The organism is Neomoorella carbonis (assembly GCF_045278715.1).
Classification (GTDB): domain Bacteria; phylum Bacillota; class DSM-521; order Neomoorellales; family Neomoorellaceae; genus Neomoorella; species Neomoorella carbonis.
In genome coordinates this window covers 2,702,437-2,716,457 of the sequence record NZ_CP136420.1, presented here as the reverse complement: position 1 = coordinate 2,716,457, position 14,021 = coordinate 2,702,437, and the positions used below count along the sequence as shown (strand labels likewise).

At 54.8% G+C, this 14,021-nt stretch carries 24 protein-coding genes; all 24 read left to right on the top strand.

Annotated features, from left to right (window positions below):
• Window positions 1-71 precede the first annotated feature (71 nt).
• Window positions 72-2,150 carry an elongation factor G gene (gene fusA, locus MCACP_RS13845; protein WP_406677326.1) on the top strand — a complete coding sequence of 693 codons (2,079 nt, stop codon included), beginning with the start codon at window positions 72-74 and terminating at the stop codon, window positions 2,148-2,150.
• 224 nt (window positions 2,151-2,374) lie between these two features.
• Window positions 2,375-3,577, top strand: a complete 1,203-nt coding sequence (tuf, locus tag MCACP_RS13840) for an elongation factor Tu (RefSeq protein ID WP_406677325.1) — start codon at window positions 2,375-2,377, stop codon at window positions 3,575-3,577.
• 62 nt (window positions 3,578-3,639) lie between these two features.
• A complete protein-coding gene (gene rpsJ / locus MCACP_RS13835) occupies window positions 3,640-3,948 on the top strand; it encodes a 30S ribosomal protein S10 (protein ID WP_054937170.1) in 309 nt (102 codons plus the stop codon).
• A gap of 14 nt (window positions 3,949-3,962) precedes the next feature.
• Complete coding sequence (rplC, locus tag MCACP_RS13830; protein ID WP_406677324.1) at window positions 3,963-4,592, top strand: 50S ribosomal protein L3; 630 nt, start codon at window positions 3,963-3,965, stop codon at window positions 4,590-4,592.
• A 6-nt stretch (window positions 4,593-4,598) separates the two neighbouring features.
• A complete protein-coding gene (gene rplD / locus MCACP_RS13825; RefSeq protein WP_406677323.1) occupies window positions 4,599-5,255 on the top strand; it encodes a 50S ribosomal protein L4 in 657 nt (218 codons plus the stop codon).
• A 54-nt stretch (window positions 5,256-5,309) separates the two neighbouring features.
• Window positions 5,310-5,600, top strand: coding sequence for a 50S ribosomal protein L23 (rplW, locus tag MCACP_RS13820; protein WP_406677322.1), 291 nt, complete (start codon window positions 5,310-5,312; stop codon window positions 5,598-5,600).
• A gap of 24 nt (window positions 5,601-5,624) precedes the next feature.
• On the top strand, window positions 5,625-6,455 hold the full coding sequence (rplB, locus tag MCACP_RS13815; RefSeq protein WP_406677321.1) for a 50S ribosomal protein L2: 831 nt from the start codon (window positions 5,625-5,627) through the stop codon (window positions 6,453-6,455).
• Window positions 6,456-6,479: 24 nt separating this feature from the next.
• On the top strand, window positions 6,480-6,764 hold the full coding sequence (gene rpsS / locus MCACP_RS13810) for a 30S ribosomal protein S19 (protein WP_156272494.1): 285 nt from the start codon (window positions 6,480-6,482) through the stop codon (window positions 6,762-6,764).
• An 11-nt stretch (window positions 6,765-6,775) separates the two neighbouring features.
• On the top strand, window positions 6,776-7,114 hold the full coding sequence (rplV, locus tag MCACP_RS13805; RefSeq protein WP_406677320.1) for a 50S ribosomal protein L22: 339 nt from the start codon (window positions 6,776-6,778) through the stop codon (window positions 7,112-7,114).
• Window positions 7,115-7,118: 4 nt separating this feature from the next.
• On the top strand, window positions 7,119-7,778 hold the full coding sequence (rpsC, locus tag MCACP_RS13800) for a 30S ribosomal protein S3 (RefSeq protein ID WP_406677319.1): 660 nt from the start codon (window positions 7,119-7,121) through the stop codon (window positions 7,776-7,778).
• A complete protein-coding gene (gene rplP, locus MCACP_RS13795) occupies window positions 7,778-8,212 on the top strand; it encodes a 50S ribosomal protein L16 (protein ID WP_406677318.1) in 435 nt (144 codons plus the stop codon). Before rpsC ends, rplP begins: the two co-directional genes overlap by 1 nt.
• Window positions 8,202-8,405: a 50S ribosomal protein L29 gene (rpmC, locus tag MCACP_RS13790; protein WP_054937161.1), complete on the top strand. Its 204-nt coding sequence runs from the start codon at window positions 8,202-8,204 to the stop codon at window positions 8,403-8,405. The genes rplP and rpmC overlap by 11 nt, the downstream gene beginning before the upstream one ends.
• 33 nt (window positions 8,406-8,438) lie before the next feature.
• The gene (rpsQ, locus tag MCACP_RS13785; RefSeq protein WP_406677317.1) at window positions 8,439-8,693 is read left to right on the top strand and encodes a 30S ribosomal protein S17; all 255 of its coding nucleotides are present in this window, start codon (window positions 8,439-8,441) and stop codon (window positions 8,691-8,693) included.
• Between the two features lie 30 nt (window positions 8,694-8,723).
• Window positions 8,724-9,092, top strand: a complete 369-nt coding sequence (gene rplN / locus MCACP_RS13780) for a 50S ribosomal protein L14 (RefSeq protein ID WP_406677316.1) — start codon at window positions 8,724-8,726, stop codon at window positions 9,090-9,092.
• Between the two features lie 21 nt (window positions 9,093-9,113).
• Window positions 9,114-9,440 (top strand): 50S ribosomal protein L24, encoded by a 327-nt coding sequence (gene rplX / locus MCACP_RS13775; RefSeq protein ID WP_406677314.1) that lies wholly within the window; start codon window positions 9,114-9,116, stop codon window positions 9,438-9,440.
• 23 nt (window positions 9,441-9,463) lie between these two features.
• Window positions 9,464-10,006, top strand: coding sequence for a 50S ribosomal protein L5 (gene rplE, locus MCACP_RS13770; RefSeq protein WP_406677313.1), 543 nt, complete (start codon window positions 9,464-9,466; stop codon window positions 10,004-10,006).
• 15 nt (window positions 10,007-10,021) lie between these two features.
• Window positions 10,022-10,207, top strand: a complete 186-nt coding sequence (locus tag MCACP_RS13765; RefSeq protein WP_054937157.1) for a type Z 30S ribosomal protein S14 — start codon at window positions 10,022-10,024, stop codon at window positions 10,205-10,207.
• Between the two features lie 35 nt (window positions 10,208-10,242).
• Window positions 10,243-10,635 (top strand): 30S ribosomal protein S8, encoded by a 393-nt coding sequence (gene rpsH, locus MCACP_RS13760; protein ID WP_406678760.1) that lies wholly within the window; start codon window positions 10,243-10,245, stop codon window positions 10,633-10,635.
• A 16-nt stretch (window positions 10,636-10,651) separates the two neighbouring features.
• Window positions 10,652-11,203, top strand: coding sequence for a 50S ribosomal protein L6 (gene rplF / locus MCACP_RS13755; protein WP_406677311.1), 552 nt, complete (start codon window positions 10,652-10,654; stop codon window positions 11,201-11,203).
• An 11-nt stretch (window positions 11,204-11,214) separates the two neighbouring features.
• Complete coding sequence (gene rplR / locus MCACP_RS13750; RefSeq protein WP_406677310.1) at window positions 11,215-11,580, top strand: 50S ribosomal protein L18; 366 nt, start codon at window positions 11,215-11,217, stop codon at window positions 11,578-11,580.
• Window positions 11,581-11,598: 18 nt separating this feature from the next.
• Window positions 11,599-12,099 (top strand): 30S ribosomal protein S5, encoded by a 501-nt coding sequence (rpsE, locus tag MCACP_RS13745; RefSeq protein WP_406677309.1) that lies wholly within the window; start codon window positions 11,599-11,601, stop codon window positions 12,097-12,099.
• A gap of 12 nt (window positions 12,100-12,111) precedes the next feature.
• Entirely contained in the window at window positions 12,112-12,294 is a 183-nt protein-coding gene (rpmD, locus tag MCACP_RS13740; protein WP_406677308.1) for a 50S ribosomal protein L30, read from the top strand.
• A 12-nt stretch (window positions 12,295-12,306) separates the two neighbouring features.
• On the top strand, window positions 12,307-12,747 hold the full coding sequence (rplO, locus tag MCACP_RS13735; protein ID WP_406677307.1) for a 50S ribosomal protein L15: 441 nt from the start codon (window positions 12,307-12,309) through the stop codon (window positions 12,745-12,747).
• Window positions 12,748-14,010: a preprotein translocase subunit SecY gene (gene secY / locus MCACP_RS13730; RefSeq protein WP_406677306.1), complete on the top strand. Its 1,263-nt coding sequence runs from the start codon at window positions 12,748-12,750 to the stop codon at window positions 14,008-14,010.
• Window positions 14,011-14,021: the final 11 nt, after the last annotated feature.

Here is a 14,021-nt window from a genome sequence, read left to right as displayed (position 1 = left end):
AGGAACTGGGGGTCTCGCCTCACAGCGACCTCCGGTACCTGAAACCTGATTATAAGAAGGGATGAAACTTTATGGCTCGAGAATACCCACTGGAAAAAACCAGGAATATCGGCATCATGGCCCATATTGATGCCGGTAAAACCACTACCACCGAGAGGATACTTTTTTATACCGGCCGCGTGCATCGTATGGGCGAAGTACATGATGGTAATGCAACGATGGACTGGATGGTCCAGGAACAGGAACGGGGTATCACTATAACCTCGGCTGCCACTACCTGCTTCTGGCGTGATCATCGTATTAACATTATCGACACGCCAGGCCACGTGGACTTTACCGTAGAAGTAGAACGCTCCCTGCGCGTCCTGGATGGGGCAATAGCCGTCTTCTGTTCTGTAGGCGGGGTAGAGCCCCAGTCGGAAACTGTCTGGCGCCAGGCGGATAAATACGGTGTGCCCCGGATCGCCTACATCAATAAAATGGACCGCATCGGGGCCGATTTTTACCGGGGCGTCAAGATGATTGCCGACCGCCTGGGAGCCAATCCGGTACCCATCCAGTTACCCATTGGCGCCGAAGATAATTTCCGCGGCCTGGTGGATTTAATCCGGCTGAAGGCCATTTACTTTACTGATGAGTTAGGAACCACGATTGAAGAAGGGCCTGTACCGGAAGATATGGAAGAACTGGTGCGCGAATACCGGGAAAAGCTGCTGGAGGCCGTGGCCGAAAGCGATGAAGAGTTGATGCTCAAGTACCTGGAAGGGGAAGAGCTGACGGAAGAGGAGATCAAAGCCGGTATTCGCAAGGCGACCATTGCGGTGAAAATAGTGCCGGTCCTCTGCGGTTCTTCCTTCAAAAACAAAGGCGTCCAGCCGCTCCTGGATGCGGTGGTAGATTTCTTGCCGGCGCCTACTGACGTGCCGGCCATCCAGGGTATTGACCCGGAAACAGGCTCCGAGGACGAGCGTCACTCCAGCGATAACGAGCCCTTTGCCGCCCTGGCCTTTAAAATTATGGCCGACCCCTACGTGGGCAAGTTAACCTTTTTCCGGGTTTATTCCGGGACCATAAAATCCGGCTCTTATGTTTACAATTCCACCAAGGGACGCCGGGAGCGAATCGGCCGCATCTTACGCATGCACGCCAATCACCGGGAGGAAGTTGATGAGGCCTATGCCGGTGATATCGCGGCGGCGGTGGGCTTGAAGGAAACGACCACCGGCGATACCCTGTGTGATGAGCAGCATCCCATTGTCCTGGAGGCCATGGAATTCCCCGAGCCGGTTATTTCTGTGGCCATCGAACCCAAAACTAAAGCCGACCAGGAGAAGATGAGCCTGGCCCTCCAGAAGCTGGCCGAAGAGGACCCAACCTTTAAGATGCATACCGACCCTGAAACCGGCCAGACCATTATCTCCGGCATGGGCGAATTGCACCTGGAGATAATTGTCGATCGCCTGCTGCGGGAGTTTAAAGTGGGGGCCAAGGTCGGTCGGCCCCAGGTGGCCTACAAAGAAACTATTCGCCGGCCGGTCAAGGCCGAAGGCAAGTTTATCCGCCAGACGGGCGGCCGCGGCCAGTACGGGCACGTGGTTATTGAAGTAGAGCCTCAGGAGCCCGGCAAGGGTTATGAGTTCGTCAACAAGATCGTCGGCGGGGTCGTTCCCAAAGAGTATGTACCGGCAGTTGACGCCGGCGTCCAGGAAGCCATGAGCAACGGCGTCCTGGCCGGCTACCCGGTAGTAGATGTCCGGGTGTCCCTGGTAGACGGTTCCTACCACGAGGTCGACTCTTCAGAAATGGCCTTTAAGATTGCCGGTTCGCTGGCCTTCAAGGATGCTGCCAAAAAGGCCGGGCCGGTTCTGCTGGAACCGATCATGAAGGTCGAGGTAGTGGTACCGGAGGAATATATGGGCGACGTGATTGGCGACCTGAATGCCCGCCGCGGCCGGGTGGAGGGTATGGAACCACGGGCCGGTGCCCAGGTCATTCGCGCCTTTGTTCCCCTGGCCGAGATGTTCGGCTATGCCACCGACCTGCGGTCGCGGACTCAGGGCCGGGGTACCTATGTGATGCAGTTTGATCATTACGAAGAGGTGCCCCAGAATATTGCTGCCGAGATTATAGCTAAACGCCAGGGAGCATAGGAGAAGTGGGAAGGGAGAAGCGGTTCCACTTCTCCCCGGTTCATTTCTGCATAGCCATCCAGATTAGCAAGCTGCCACCAGCAAAGGCATAAAAAAGGCTGGCATTTGTCGGGAGCGAGCGAGTTTTTGACCTGGGAGACGTTGCGTTATCCCGGTAATGCCGATGACGCGAGCGCGCGACGGCCGGCCTGCAACAGAGTTTTTAGGAGGAGGCAAAACGACACATGGCCAAACAAAAATTTGAGCGCAAGAAACCCCACGTGAACGTAGGGACGATAGGACACGTAGACCACGGCAAGACGACGCTGACGGCAGCCATCACCTTCTGTCTGGCGAAAGCCGGGGGTGCAGTACCGACAGCGTACGACCAGATCGACAAAGCGCCGGAAGAGCGGGAACGGGGCATCACCATAGCCACGGCGCACGTAGAGTACGAGACAGAGAAGCGGCATTACGCCCACGTCGACTGCCCCGGGCACGCGGACTACGTAAAGAACATGATCACGGGAGCAGCCCAGATGGACGGCGCCATATTAGTAGTATCGGCGGCGGACGGTCCCATGCCGCAGACGCGGGAACATATACTTTTAGCGCGGCAGGTAGGCGTACCGTACATTGTAGTCTTCATGAACAAGGTCGACCAGGTAGACGATCCCGAGCTGTTAGAGCTGGTAGAGATGGAAGTGAGGGAACTGTTAAGCGAATACGAATTCCCGGGAGACGAGATTCCGATTGTGAAAGGGAGCGCCCTGAAAGCGATGGAATGCGGCTGCGGCAAGCGGGAATGCGAATGGTGCAGCCATATCTGGGAACTGATGGACGCGGTAGACAGCTACATTCCGACGCCGGAACGGGATGTTGACAAACCCTTCCTGATGCCCATCGAAGACGTATTCACGATTACGGGCCGGGGTACGGTGACCACCGGCAGGGTAGAGCGCGGGAAAGTGAAGGTAGGGGATGAAGTAGAGATAATAGGCTTAAGGGACCAGATAAGGAAGACGGTAGTGACCGGTGTAGAGATGTTCAGGAAGATATTAGACGAAGCGGTAGCGGGGGACAACATCGGGACGCTGCTGCGGGGCGTAGAGCGCAAAGAAGTAGAACGGGGGATGGTACTGGCCAAGCCCGGGTCCATCAAACCGCACACGAAATTCAACGCCGAAGTATACGTACTGACGAAAGAAGAAGGAGGGCGGCACACACCGTTTTTCAACGGGTACCGGCCGCAGTTCTACTTCCGGACGACGGATGTGACGGGTGTAGTGAAGCTACCGGAAGGTGTAGAGATGGTGATGCCGGGGGACAACATCCGCATGAGCATCGAGCTCATTACGCCCATAGCCATAGAAGAAGGCTTACGGTTTGCCATCCGTGAAGGCGGCCGCACTGTAGGCGCCGGCGTCGTGACCGGGATTATTGAATAATTACCAGGCCAGGGATCAGGCTTTATGCCTGATCCCGTGCCATGAAGGAGGGTAAATAACCCATGGCCAGGCAGAAGATCCGCATCCGTCTTAAGGCCTTTGATCACCGCCTGTTAGACCAGTCATCCCAAAAAATTGTCGAGACGGCCAGGCGCACCGGGGCAGTAGTATCCGGCCCCATTCCGCTGCCGACGGAGAAAAATATTTTTACGATTTTACGCTCACCCCATGTGAATAAAGATTCCCGGGAGCAGTTTGAAATGCGGACCCACAAGCGTTTGATTGATATTCACGAGCCAACGCCCAAGACGGTAGACGCATTGATGCGCCTGGATCTCCCGGCAGGGGTTGATATTGAGATCAAGCTGTAGGGGGTAGTATCAGGGTGCGCAAGGGTATTTTAGGGAAAAAAATAGGCATGACCCAGATTTTTGATGATACCGGCCGGGCCATTCCGGTAACAGTTGTCCAGGCCGGCCCCTGTGTCGTCATCCAGAAAAAGACTGTCGCTACCGATGGATATGAAGCCTTGCAGGTGGGTTTTGAACCCATCAAAGAAAAGAAGGTTAATAAACCATTGCGGGGACATTTTAGCAAGGCCGGAGTAACTCCTTTTCGTTATGTCCGGGAATTACGTTTAGAAGATAGCAAGGATTATCAAGTGGGCCAGGAAATTAAAGCTGATATTTTTAGCCCCGGCGAAAAGGTTGATGTTACCGGTATATCCAAAGGTAAAGGTTTTGCCGGCGGCATTAAACGTCACGGTTTTCACCGTGGCCCCATGGAGCACGGTTCCAAGTACCACCGCCGTCCCGGGTCCCTGGCGGCCAAAGGACCGGCCCGCGTTTTTAAAGGGCGTCGCTTGCCCGGGCATATGGGTGCCGAAAGGGTTACGGTACTGGGCCTGGAGGTTATCAAGAACGACCCCGAGCGCAATCTCCTGCTGATCAAGGGTTCCGTTCCGGGCCCGCGCCGGGGGCTGCTGGTAATTAAGAATTCGGTAAAGGGAGGCTAACAGGCAATGCCCAGAGTAGCCGTGTACAATATACAGGGCCAGCAAGTAGGGGAAATGGACCTGGATGACCGCATCTTTGGTGGCGAGGTTAACGAAGCCGTCCTCCATCAGGCTGTGGTCATGCAGCTGGCCAGCCGGCGCCGGGGCACGGCAGCAACCCGCGGTTGGGCCGAAGTTAGCGGCGGCGGCCGCAAGCCCTGGCGGCAAAAGGGCACCGGCCGGGCCCGGGCGGGTAGTATTCGCTCGCCCCTGTGGCGTGGCGGAGCAGTAATTTTTGGTCCCCAGCCCCGCGATTATGGCTTCAAGCTGCCCAAAAAAGTGCGCCGTTTGGCTCTACGTTCGGCCCTGGCGAGCAAAGTACGTGAGGGCAATATAATTGTCCTGGACGAGTTAAAGCTGGCCAGGCCGCGGACGAAGGACATGGTGGCCGTTCTCAAGGCTCTGCATGTCGAAGATAAAGCTCTTGTAGTCACCGCAGGCAAAGAGCCCAATGTTGAGTTGTCGGCCCGTAATTTACCGGGAGTGACTTGTTTGACCTCTGCGGGACTAAACGTCTATGATCTTCTAGCTCATGACAAGCTGGTCATTACTAAAGAGGCGATATCCCGAATTGAGGAATCCCTTATTCCAGCTGAGAAACCGGCAATTGCCCAGGAAGCTTAAATATGAACATGACGCTTCTGACCTCTGACTTAGCGATAAGGAGGTGCCGGCCTGATGCGGGCTCCTGAAGAAATAATCCTTCAGCCCCTGGTAACGGAAAAAACTACCGGGTTGATGGCGGAAAATAAATATACTTTTATAGTTGATCGCGGGGCCAATAAAATTGAAATCAAGAATGCCATCGAGAAACTTTTTAACGTCAAAGTGTTGAAGGTCAATACCCTGATGGACCGCGGCAAAATGCGCCGGGTAGGTCGTTACCAGGGGCGGCAACCGGATCGGAAGAAAGCTATTGTTACCTTGAGACCTGGCGATAAAATCAAGGTCTTTGAAGGGTTGGAGTAGCTTAAAATCAAGGAGAGAAGCAAAATGGCCATTAAGAAGTTTAAACCCACTTCTCCCGGCCGGCGGCAGATGACAGTATCTACCTTTGCCGAGATTACCGCAGTGGAACCTTATAAACCCCTGGTGGCACCTTTAAAGAAAACCGGGGGGCGTAATAACCAGGGACGGCTTACTGTCAGGCACCGGGGCGGGGGGCACAAGCGCCTGTACCGGATCATCGATTTTAAACGTGATAAAGATGGCATTCCCGGCCGCGTGGCGACCATTGAGTATGATCCCAATCGTTCGGCCAATATTGCCCTGATTAATTATGCCGACGGCGAGAAGCGCTATATCCTGGCACCGGAAAACCTGCAGGTTGGTGACCAGATTATCAGCGGTCCCGGGGCTGATATAAAAACCGGTAACGCGCTGCCTTTAAGCCAGATACCGGTTGGTACTTTGGTGCACAATATTGAGCTTAAGCCCGGGAAAGGCGGCCAGATGGTCCGGGCAGCCGGGACCAGTGCCCAGCTGATGGCCAAAGAAAACGGTTATGCCCTCCTGCGCCTGCCTTCCGGCGAATTGCGCAAGGTGCAGGAAGAATGCCGGGCAACTATTGGCCAGGTGGGCAACCTCGACTGGGAAAATATCACCATTGGCAAAGCAGGACGCAGTCGCTGGCTGGGTATCCGGCCGACGGTGCGCGGTGTGGTCATGAATCCGGTGGACCATCCCCATGGCGGCGGCGAAGGAAAAGCTCCAGTAGGCCGCAAGCACCCGGTAACACCGTGGGGCAAACCGGCCCTGGGCGTTAAAACACGTAAAAAGCGGAAGCCAAGCGATAAGCTCATTGTCAAGCGCCGGAACCAATAAAGGGGTGAAAGGAGGTTCCTTTTTATGGGCCGCTCCCTGAAAAAAGGGCCGTATTGTGATGAAAAGCTGCTCAAGAAAATTATTGAAATGAACGAGAAGGGTACTAAACGGGTGATCAAAACCTGGTCCCGCCGTTCAACTATCTTTCCGGAAATGGTAGGACACACCATAGCCGTCCACGACGGCCGCAAGCACGTACCAATTTATATCACCGAAGATATGGTCGGGCACAAGCTGGGCGAGTTTGCTCCCACCCGTATTTTCCGGGGGCACGGCGCCCACACTGAGCGTTCCACAGCGCTGAAGTAGGGGGTAAACAGATGGAAGCAAGGGCGGTAGCTAAATATATCCGGATTTCCCCGCGGCGCGTCCGCCAGGTGGTTGATTTGATACGCGGCAAAGGAGTGCGGGAGGCCGAGGCCATCCTGATGGTCACGCCCAAACGGGGGGCCCGGGCGGTAGCCAAGGTATTAAAATCGGCTGTCGCCAATGCTGAGCATAATTACGATCTGGATGCCAGCCAGCTGGTGGTCACCCGCGCTTATGTTGACGAAGGGCCGACCTTGAAACGCTACCAGCCGCGGGCCATGGGCAGGGCCAATATTCGGCGGAAACGTACCAGCCATATAACTGTGGTGGTTGGGGAAAAGGAGGATTGATTTCGTGGGTCAAAAAGTTCACCCCAAGGGATTACGTCTCGGCATTATCCGCGATTGGGATTCCCGCTGGTATGCGGACAAGGAATATAAAACCTTGCTCCACGAAGACCTGAAAATACGCGAGTTCATAAAGAAGCGTCTCTACCAGGCGGGTATTGCCAATGTGGAGATTGAACGGGCGGCCAATCGCGTCAAGGTGATAATCAATACTGCCAGGCCGGGAGTTATCATCGGCCGGGGCGGTTCCGAAGTTGAGGCCCTGCGGAAAGAACTGGAGCGTTTAACCGGTAAGCAAGTAAGCCTCAACATCGTTGAGATTAAAAAACCGGAACTTAATGCCCAGCTGGTGGCCGAAAATATTGCCGCCCAGCTGGAAAAGAGGGTTGCTTTCCGGCGGGCCATGAAGCAGGCCGTAAGCCGTGCCATGCGCCTGGGGGCTTTAGGGATTAAAATAGCCTGCGGCGGTCGCCTGGCAGGGGCCGAAATCGCCCGCACCGAGTGGTACAGCGAGGGCAAGGTCCCCCTGCACACATTGAGGGCGGATATCGATTATGGCTTTGCCGAGGCCAGCACCACCTATGGTAAAATAGGTGTTAAGGTGTGGATTTATAAAGGCGAAGTATTACCTGAACGGGCCAGGGTCCAGGAAGGGGGCCGCAAATAATGTTAATGCCCAAAAGGGTAAAATACCGCAAACCGCATCGACCGGGCACCAGGGGCAAGGCAACCCGGGGGAATGAGATTCACTTCGGGGAATACGGGTTGCAGGCCCTGGAACCGGCCTGGATCACCAGCCGCCAGATTGAGGCTGCCCGTATAGCCATGACCCGTTATATTAAACGCGGCGGCAAGGTATGGATCAAGATTTTTCCCGACACCCCCATTACCGCAAAGCCGGCTGAGACCCGGATGGGCAGCGGCAAGGGAGCGCCGGAGTACTGGGTAGCCGTTGTTAAGCCGGGGCGGATCCTTTTTGAGATGGCCGGAGTTACCGAAGATGTAGCCCGCGAGGCAATGCGCCTGGCCTCCCACAAGCTGCCAATTAAAACCAAGTTCGTAAAACGGTCGGAAGTGGGTGGTGAGGTCAATGAAAGCTAAAGAAATACGCGAGTTGACCACGGAAGAGTTGCTGCAAAAGGTGGGCGAGCTGAAGCAGGAACTTTTTAACCTGCGTTTCCAGTTGGCCACCGGCCAGATAGACAATCCCATGCGCCTGCGGGAAGTCCGCCGGAGCATCGCCCGGGCCAAGACAATCTTACGGGAACGGGAACTGAAACGGGAACGGGCATAATGACAATTACGGTACAGGAAGGGGGCAGGCCTTTTGGAAAGAAATTACCGTAAGACCAGGATCGGCAGTGTTGTCAGCGATAAAATGGACAAAACCGTGGTGGTAGCGGTAGAAAACCGGGTTCGCCACCCGCTGCTCGGTAAAATCATCCGCAAAACAAAGAAATTCAAGGCCCATGATGAAAAAAATGAATGCCGCATTGGCGATAAAGTCAAGATTATGGAAACCCGGCCTTTAAGCAAAGAAAAGCGCTGGCGGGTGGTGGAGATCCTGGAGAAAGCCAGGTAGCCTTATTTTTCGCCGGGAAGGAGGTAAAGCATGATCCAGCAACAGACGATCCTCAAAGTCGGCGACAATACCGGCGCCAGGAAACTGATGTGCATACGCGTCCTGGGCGGCTCCAAACGGCGTTATGCCAGTGTTGGTGATGTGATTATTGCCTCCGTTAAAGAGGCAACGCCAGGGGGCGTGGTTAAGAAGGGGGATGTCGTCCGGGCGGTAGTCGTACGGACGACAAAGGCAATAAAACGCGAAGACGGTTCCTATATCCGCTTTAATGAAAACGCAGCGGTAATCATCAACGAACAAAACAACCCGCGAGGTACGCGCATTTTTGGGCCGGTAGCCAGGGAACTGCGGGATAAAGATTTCATGAAGATCATCTCCCTGGCCCCGGAAGTCCTGTAGGAAAAGGGAGGTGGCTTGAAATTGACCCCAGTCAAGGTACACGTTAAAAAAGGTGACCTGGTCATGGTAATCACCGGTAAGGATGCCGGCAAAAAAGGCAAAGTATTGAGCGTCGACCGCGCTAAAGGCCGGGTCATCGTCGAAGGGGTAAACATCGTTAAACGGCACACCCGTCCCACCCCCAAGATGCCCCAAGGAGGGATTATTGAAAAGGAGGCTCCGGTGGCCAGCAGCAATGTCATGCTCTTTTGCAGCAAGTGCAACCGGCCTACCCGCATCGGGAAACAATTTCTGGCCGATGGGACCAAGACCCGGGTGTGTAAAAAGTGCGGCGAAGTAATTGATTAAGCCCAGGTAAAGGAGGGCTGGCTTTGGCTAGACTGAAGGAAAAATACCTGACAGAGATACGCAAGCTCTTGCAGGATAAATTTGGCTACAAAAATGTCATGGAGATCCCCAAACTGGAAAAAATCGTTGTCAACATGGGTGTCGGCGAGGCAACCCAGAACCCCAAGGCCATAGAGAATGCGGTTCAGGACCTGATGGCCATTACCGGGCAAAAACCTATTGTTACCAAGGCCAAAAAATCTATTGCTGCCTTTAAACTGCGCCAGGGAAACAGTATCGGCTGCAAGGTAACCCTGCGGGGAGACAGAATGTACGAGTTTCTGGACCGCCTGATCAACGTGGCCCTGCCCCGGGTTAGGGATTTCCAGGGCGTGTCTCCCAATTCCTTTGACGGCCGCGGTAACTATTCCCTGGGCCTGAGAGAACAGCTGATTTTCCCGGAGATTGAATATGACAAGATCGACAAAACCCGGGGCCTGGAAATAACTATGGTGACTACGGCAAAAAGCGATGAAGAAGCGCGGGAACTCCTGCGCGCTTTTGGCATGCCGTTCCGGGAACAATGATGAAGGAGGAAATCCATGGCCAAGAAATCTTTACGTGTCAAACAAGCACGTCCCCAGAAGTTCAAGGTACGCGCATATAACCGTTGCCTGCGCTGTGGCCGTCCCCATGCTTATATGCGGAAGTTCGGCCTGTGCCGTATCTGTTTCCGCGAGCTGGCCTACAGGGGAGAGCTTCCTGGTATAGTGAAAGCCAGCTGGTAAGTGCGGGACGAGAAGGAAGGGGGTAGTTCAAGTTGATGACCGATCCCATTGCTGATTTCCTGACCCGCATTCGTAACGCCAACATGGTGTACCAGGAGAAGGTGGAAGTACCGGCTTCCAAAATGAAGCGGGCTATAGCTGAAATAATGAAGAACGAAGGTTATATCAAGAACTACGAGTATATTGAAGACAACAAGCAGGGCATCTTAAGAATTTATCTCAAGTACGGGCCCAACAAAGAAAAGGTTATTACCGGCATTAAGCGCATCAGCCGCCCGGGGCTCCGGATCTATGCCAGGAAGGGCGAAATCCCCAAAGTTCTTGGAGGCCTGGGAGTGGCTATAATTTCTACCAGCAAAGGGATACTCACGGATAAACAGGCTCGCCGGGAAGGCGTCGGCGGCGAAGTTATCTGTTATATCTGGTAAGGCTGGAGGTGTTTAAGTGTCACGCATAGGCAGAAAGCCGGTGCAGGTACCGGCAGGGGTAGAAGTAAGCATTGACGGCAATACGGTAACGGTAAAGGGCCCCAGGGGAAAACTTACCCGCCAGTTCCCGGCCGAGATTACCATTAGCCGGGAAGGCGATGTATTGAAGGTCAGCCGCCCCTCGGATGCCAAACCCCACCGCGCCCTGCATGGTCTTTCCCGGGCCCTGCTGCAAAATATGGTTGATGGTGTCACCAAGGGCTTTCAAAAAAGCCTGGAGCTGGTAGGGGTAGGCTACCGCGCCGCCAAGCAGGGGAACAAACTGGTGCTGACGGTAGGCTATTCCCATCCGGTAGAAATAGTGCCGGGAGAAGGGCTGGAGATTGAAGTGCCGGCCCCCAACAAGATAATTGTCAAAGGCATCGACAAAGAAGCGGTAGGGGCACTGGCGGCCAATATTCGCGACGTCCGTCCCCCGGAGCCCTATAAGGGCAAGGGCATTAAGTATGAAGATGAGTATATCCGGCGCAAAGTTGGTAAGACTGGCGCCAAGGGCGGTAAAAAATAGGGGGTAAAGGAATGTTCAAGAGGATAGACCGCAAACTCACGCGGCAGCGGAAGCACCTGCGGGTGCGGCGGCGCATAATGGGCACTCCTGAACGGCCCCGTCTGAGTGTCTACCGCAGCCTGCGCCATATCTACGCCCAGGTAGTGGACGATACCCGGGGTATAACCCTGGTGGCTGCTTCAACCCTGGACCCGGCATTAAAAGACCTGGAAGCTACCGGGAATAAAGCTGCCGCCAGGAAGGTTGGCGAACTTATCGCCCAGAAGGCTCTGGCTAAAGGGATTAAGAAAGTAGTTTTTGATCGGGGCGGCAATATTTACCATGGCCGCATAGCTGCCCTGGCTGAAGGCGCCCGGGAAGCAGGGCTGGATTTTTAAAGGGGAAGGAGGGGAAAAATGCCGCGCGTTGAAAATAAGGACCTGGAGTTAACGGAAAAAGTCGTCCATATCAACCGTGTTGCTAAAGTTGTAAAGGGCGGCCGGCGCTTTAGTTTTTCAGCCCTGGTGGTTGTCGGCGACGGCAAAGGCCATGTCGGTGCGGGCCTGGGCAAGGCCAGCGAAGTGCCGGAAGCCATCCGCAAGGGTATTGAAGATGCCAAAAAGAATCTCATTAAAGTACCCATGGTGGGTACGACCATTCCCCACGAAATTATAGGCCATTTTGGCGCGGGGAAAGTTTTGCTTAAACCCGCAGCCCCCGGTACCGGAGTTATTGCCGGAGGACCGGTGCGAGCGGTTCTGGAAGCTGCCGGAATCAGGGACATCTTGACCAAAAGCTTGGGATCGGCCAACCCCAATAATGTTGTCTATGCCACCCTCGAAGGTTTAAAGGGTCTGAAGAGGGCTGAAGACGTAGCCCGCCTCCGGGGTAAAACTGTGGCCGAGCTGCTTGGCTAGGAGGAGTTGGCATTGGCAAATTTGAAGATTACCCTGGTAAAAAGCTTAATCGGTCGACCGGAAACGGAAAGGAAGACGGCCCGCGCACTGGGTCTTAAGAAATTGCATGCGGAAATTATCCGCCCTGACACGCCGGTTGTCAGGGGCCAGATAAAAAAGCTGGCCCACCTGGTCAAGTGCGAGGAAGTAGAATAGGAGGTGACAGGGGTGCGGCTGCATGAGTTACATCCAGCACCTGGTTCCAGGTTTAAACCTACCCGGGTAGGACGGGGTATCGGCTCCGGCCTGGGCAAAACTTCCGGTCGCGGCCATAAAGGGCAAAAAGCACGCTCCGGGGGCGGCGTCCGCCGTGGCTTTGAAGGTGGCCAGATGCCCTTGAGCCGCCGCCTGCCGAAAAGGGGCTTCACCAATAAATTTGCCCGCGAGTTAACGGTTGTTAATGTCGGCGAACTGGAACGCTTTGAACCGGATACTGTCGTGACGCCGGAGGTTCTGGCCAGGGCCGGCCTCGTCAAGCAGGCCAGGAACGGCGTCAAAATCCTGGGCGATGGTGAAATAACCAAGCCCCTGACCGTGAGGGTTCAGGCTGCCAGCCGCCAGGCCATTGCCAAAATTGAGGCTGCCGGCGGCAAAGTTGAGGTGATGTAAGTGCTAAATACCCTGGCCAGCGCCTGGAAGCTGGAAGACCTGCGGAAGAAGATATTTTTTACCATGATGATGTTTATCGTCTTCCGCTTTGGCGCCCATGTGCCCCTGCCGGGAATCAATAATGCCGTCCTGCAGGAACTGGTTCGTGGCGGCACGATACTGGGTTTTTTTGACGTTATTTCCGGGGGGGCCTTCAAGCGATTTACCGTGTTTGCCATGGGCATTATGCCCTATATCAATGCCTCGATTATCATGCAGCTCCTGACGGTGGTCATTCCAGCCCTGGAGCGGCTGGCCAAAGAGGATATCGAAGGCCGCAAAAAAATCGTCCAGTATACCCGTTACGGGACGGTCATTTTAGGCCTCCTCCAGGCCCTGGGTATGGCCCTGTATCTCGCGCGTTCGGGGGCCTTCTTGAGGCCAGGCCTGCACAATTACCTGGTGGTCGCGGTAATGCTGACTGCAGGGACGGCTTTCCTCATGTGGCTGGGGGAACTGATTACGGAAAAGGGTATTGGTAACGGCATTTCCTTGATCATCTTCGCCGGGATTGTTTCCCGCCTGCCGGCTGGTGCTGTAAGCCTCTACCAGTACCTCGCATCCGGAGAGGTAAGTATCATTTCTCTAATCCTCTTTGCCATTATTGCCGTAGTAATCATTGCTGCCGTAGTGGCCATGCAGCAAGGGGAACGCCGGATTACCGTGCAGTATGCCAAGAGGGTGGTGGGCCGGAGGATTTACGGCGGGCAGAGTACCCACATCCCCTTAAAGGTCAACCAGGCCGGGGTTATTCCTGTGATCTTTGCCATGTCCATCCTGCTCTTTCCCAGCACCCTGGCTTCCTGGTTCCCGCACAGCAGCCTGGCCCAGGCTATTGTTAGGTTCTTTGACCCGCGGTCGGCTTTCTATATGATCCTCTATGCGCTGCTGATTATCTTCTTCACCTACTTCTATACGGCCGTGACCTTTAACCCGCAGGATGTGGCCGATAATATGAAGAAGTACGGCGGCTTTATCCCGGGTTTGCGACCCGGCCGGCCGACTGCCGAATATATTGAACGGATCTTAACCCGGATAACCCTGGCAGGGGCGATTTTCCTGGCCTTTATCGCCGTGCTGCCCAATATTCTGATGGCCGCTACCGGCATTAACGTTTACTTCGGGGGTACTTCCCTCCTGATTGTAGTCGGTGTGGCCCTGGAAACCATGAAACAGCTGGAGTCCCACCTGTTGCTGCGGCACTATCAGGGCTTTATGAAGTAAATACGGGGGGC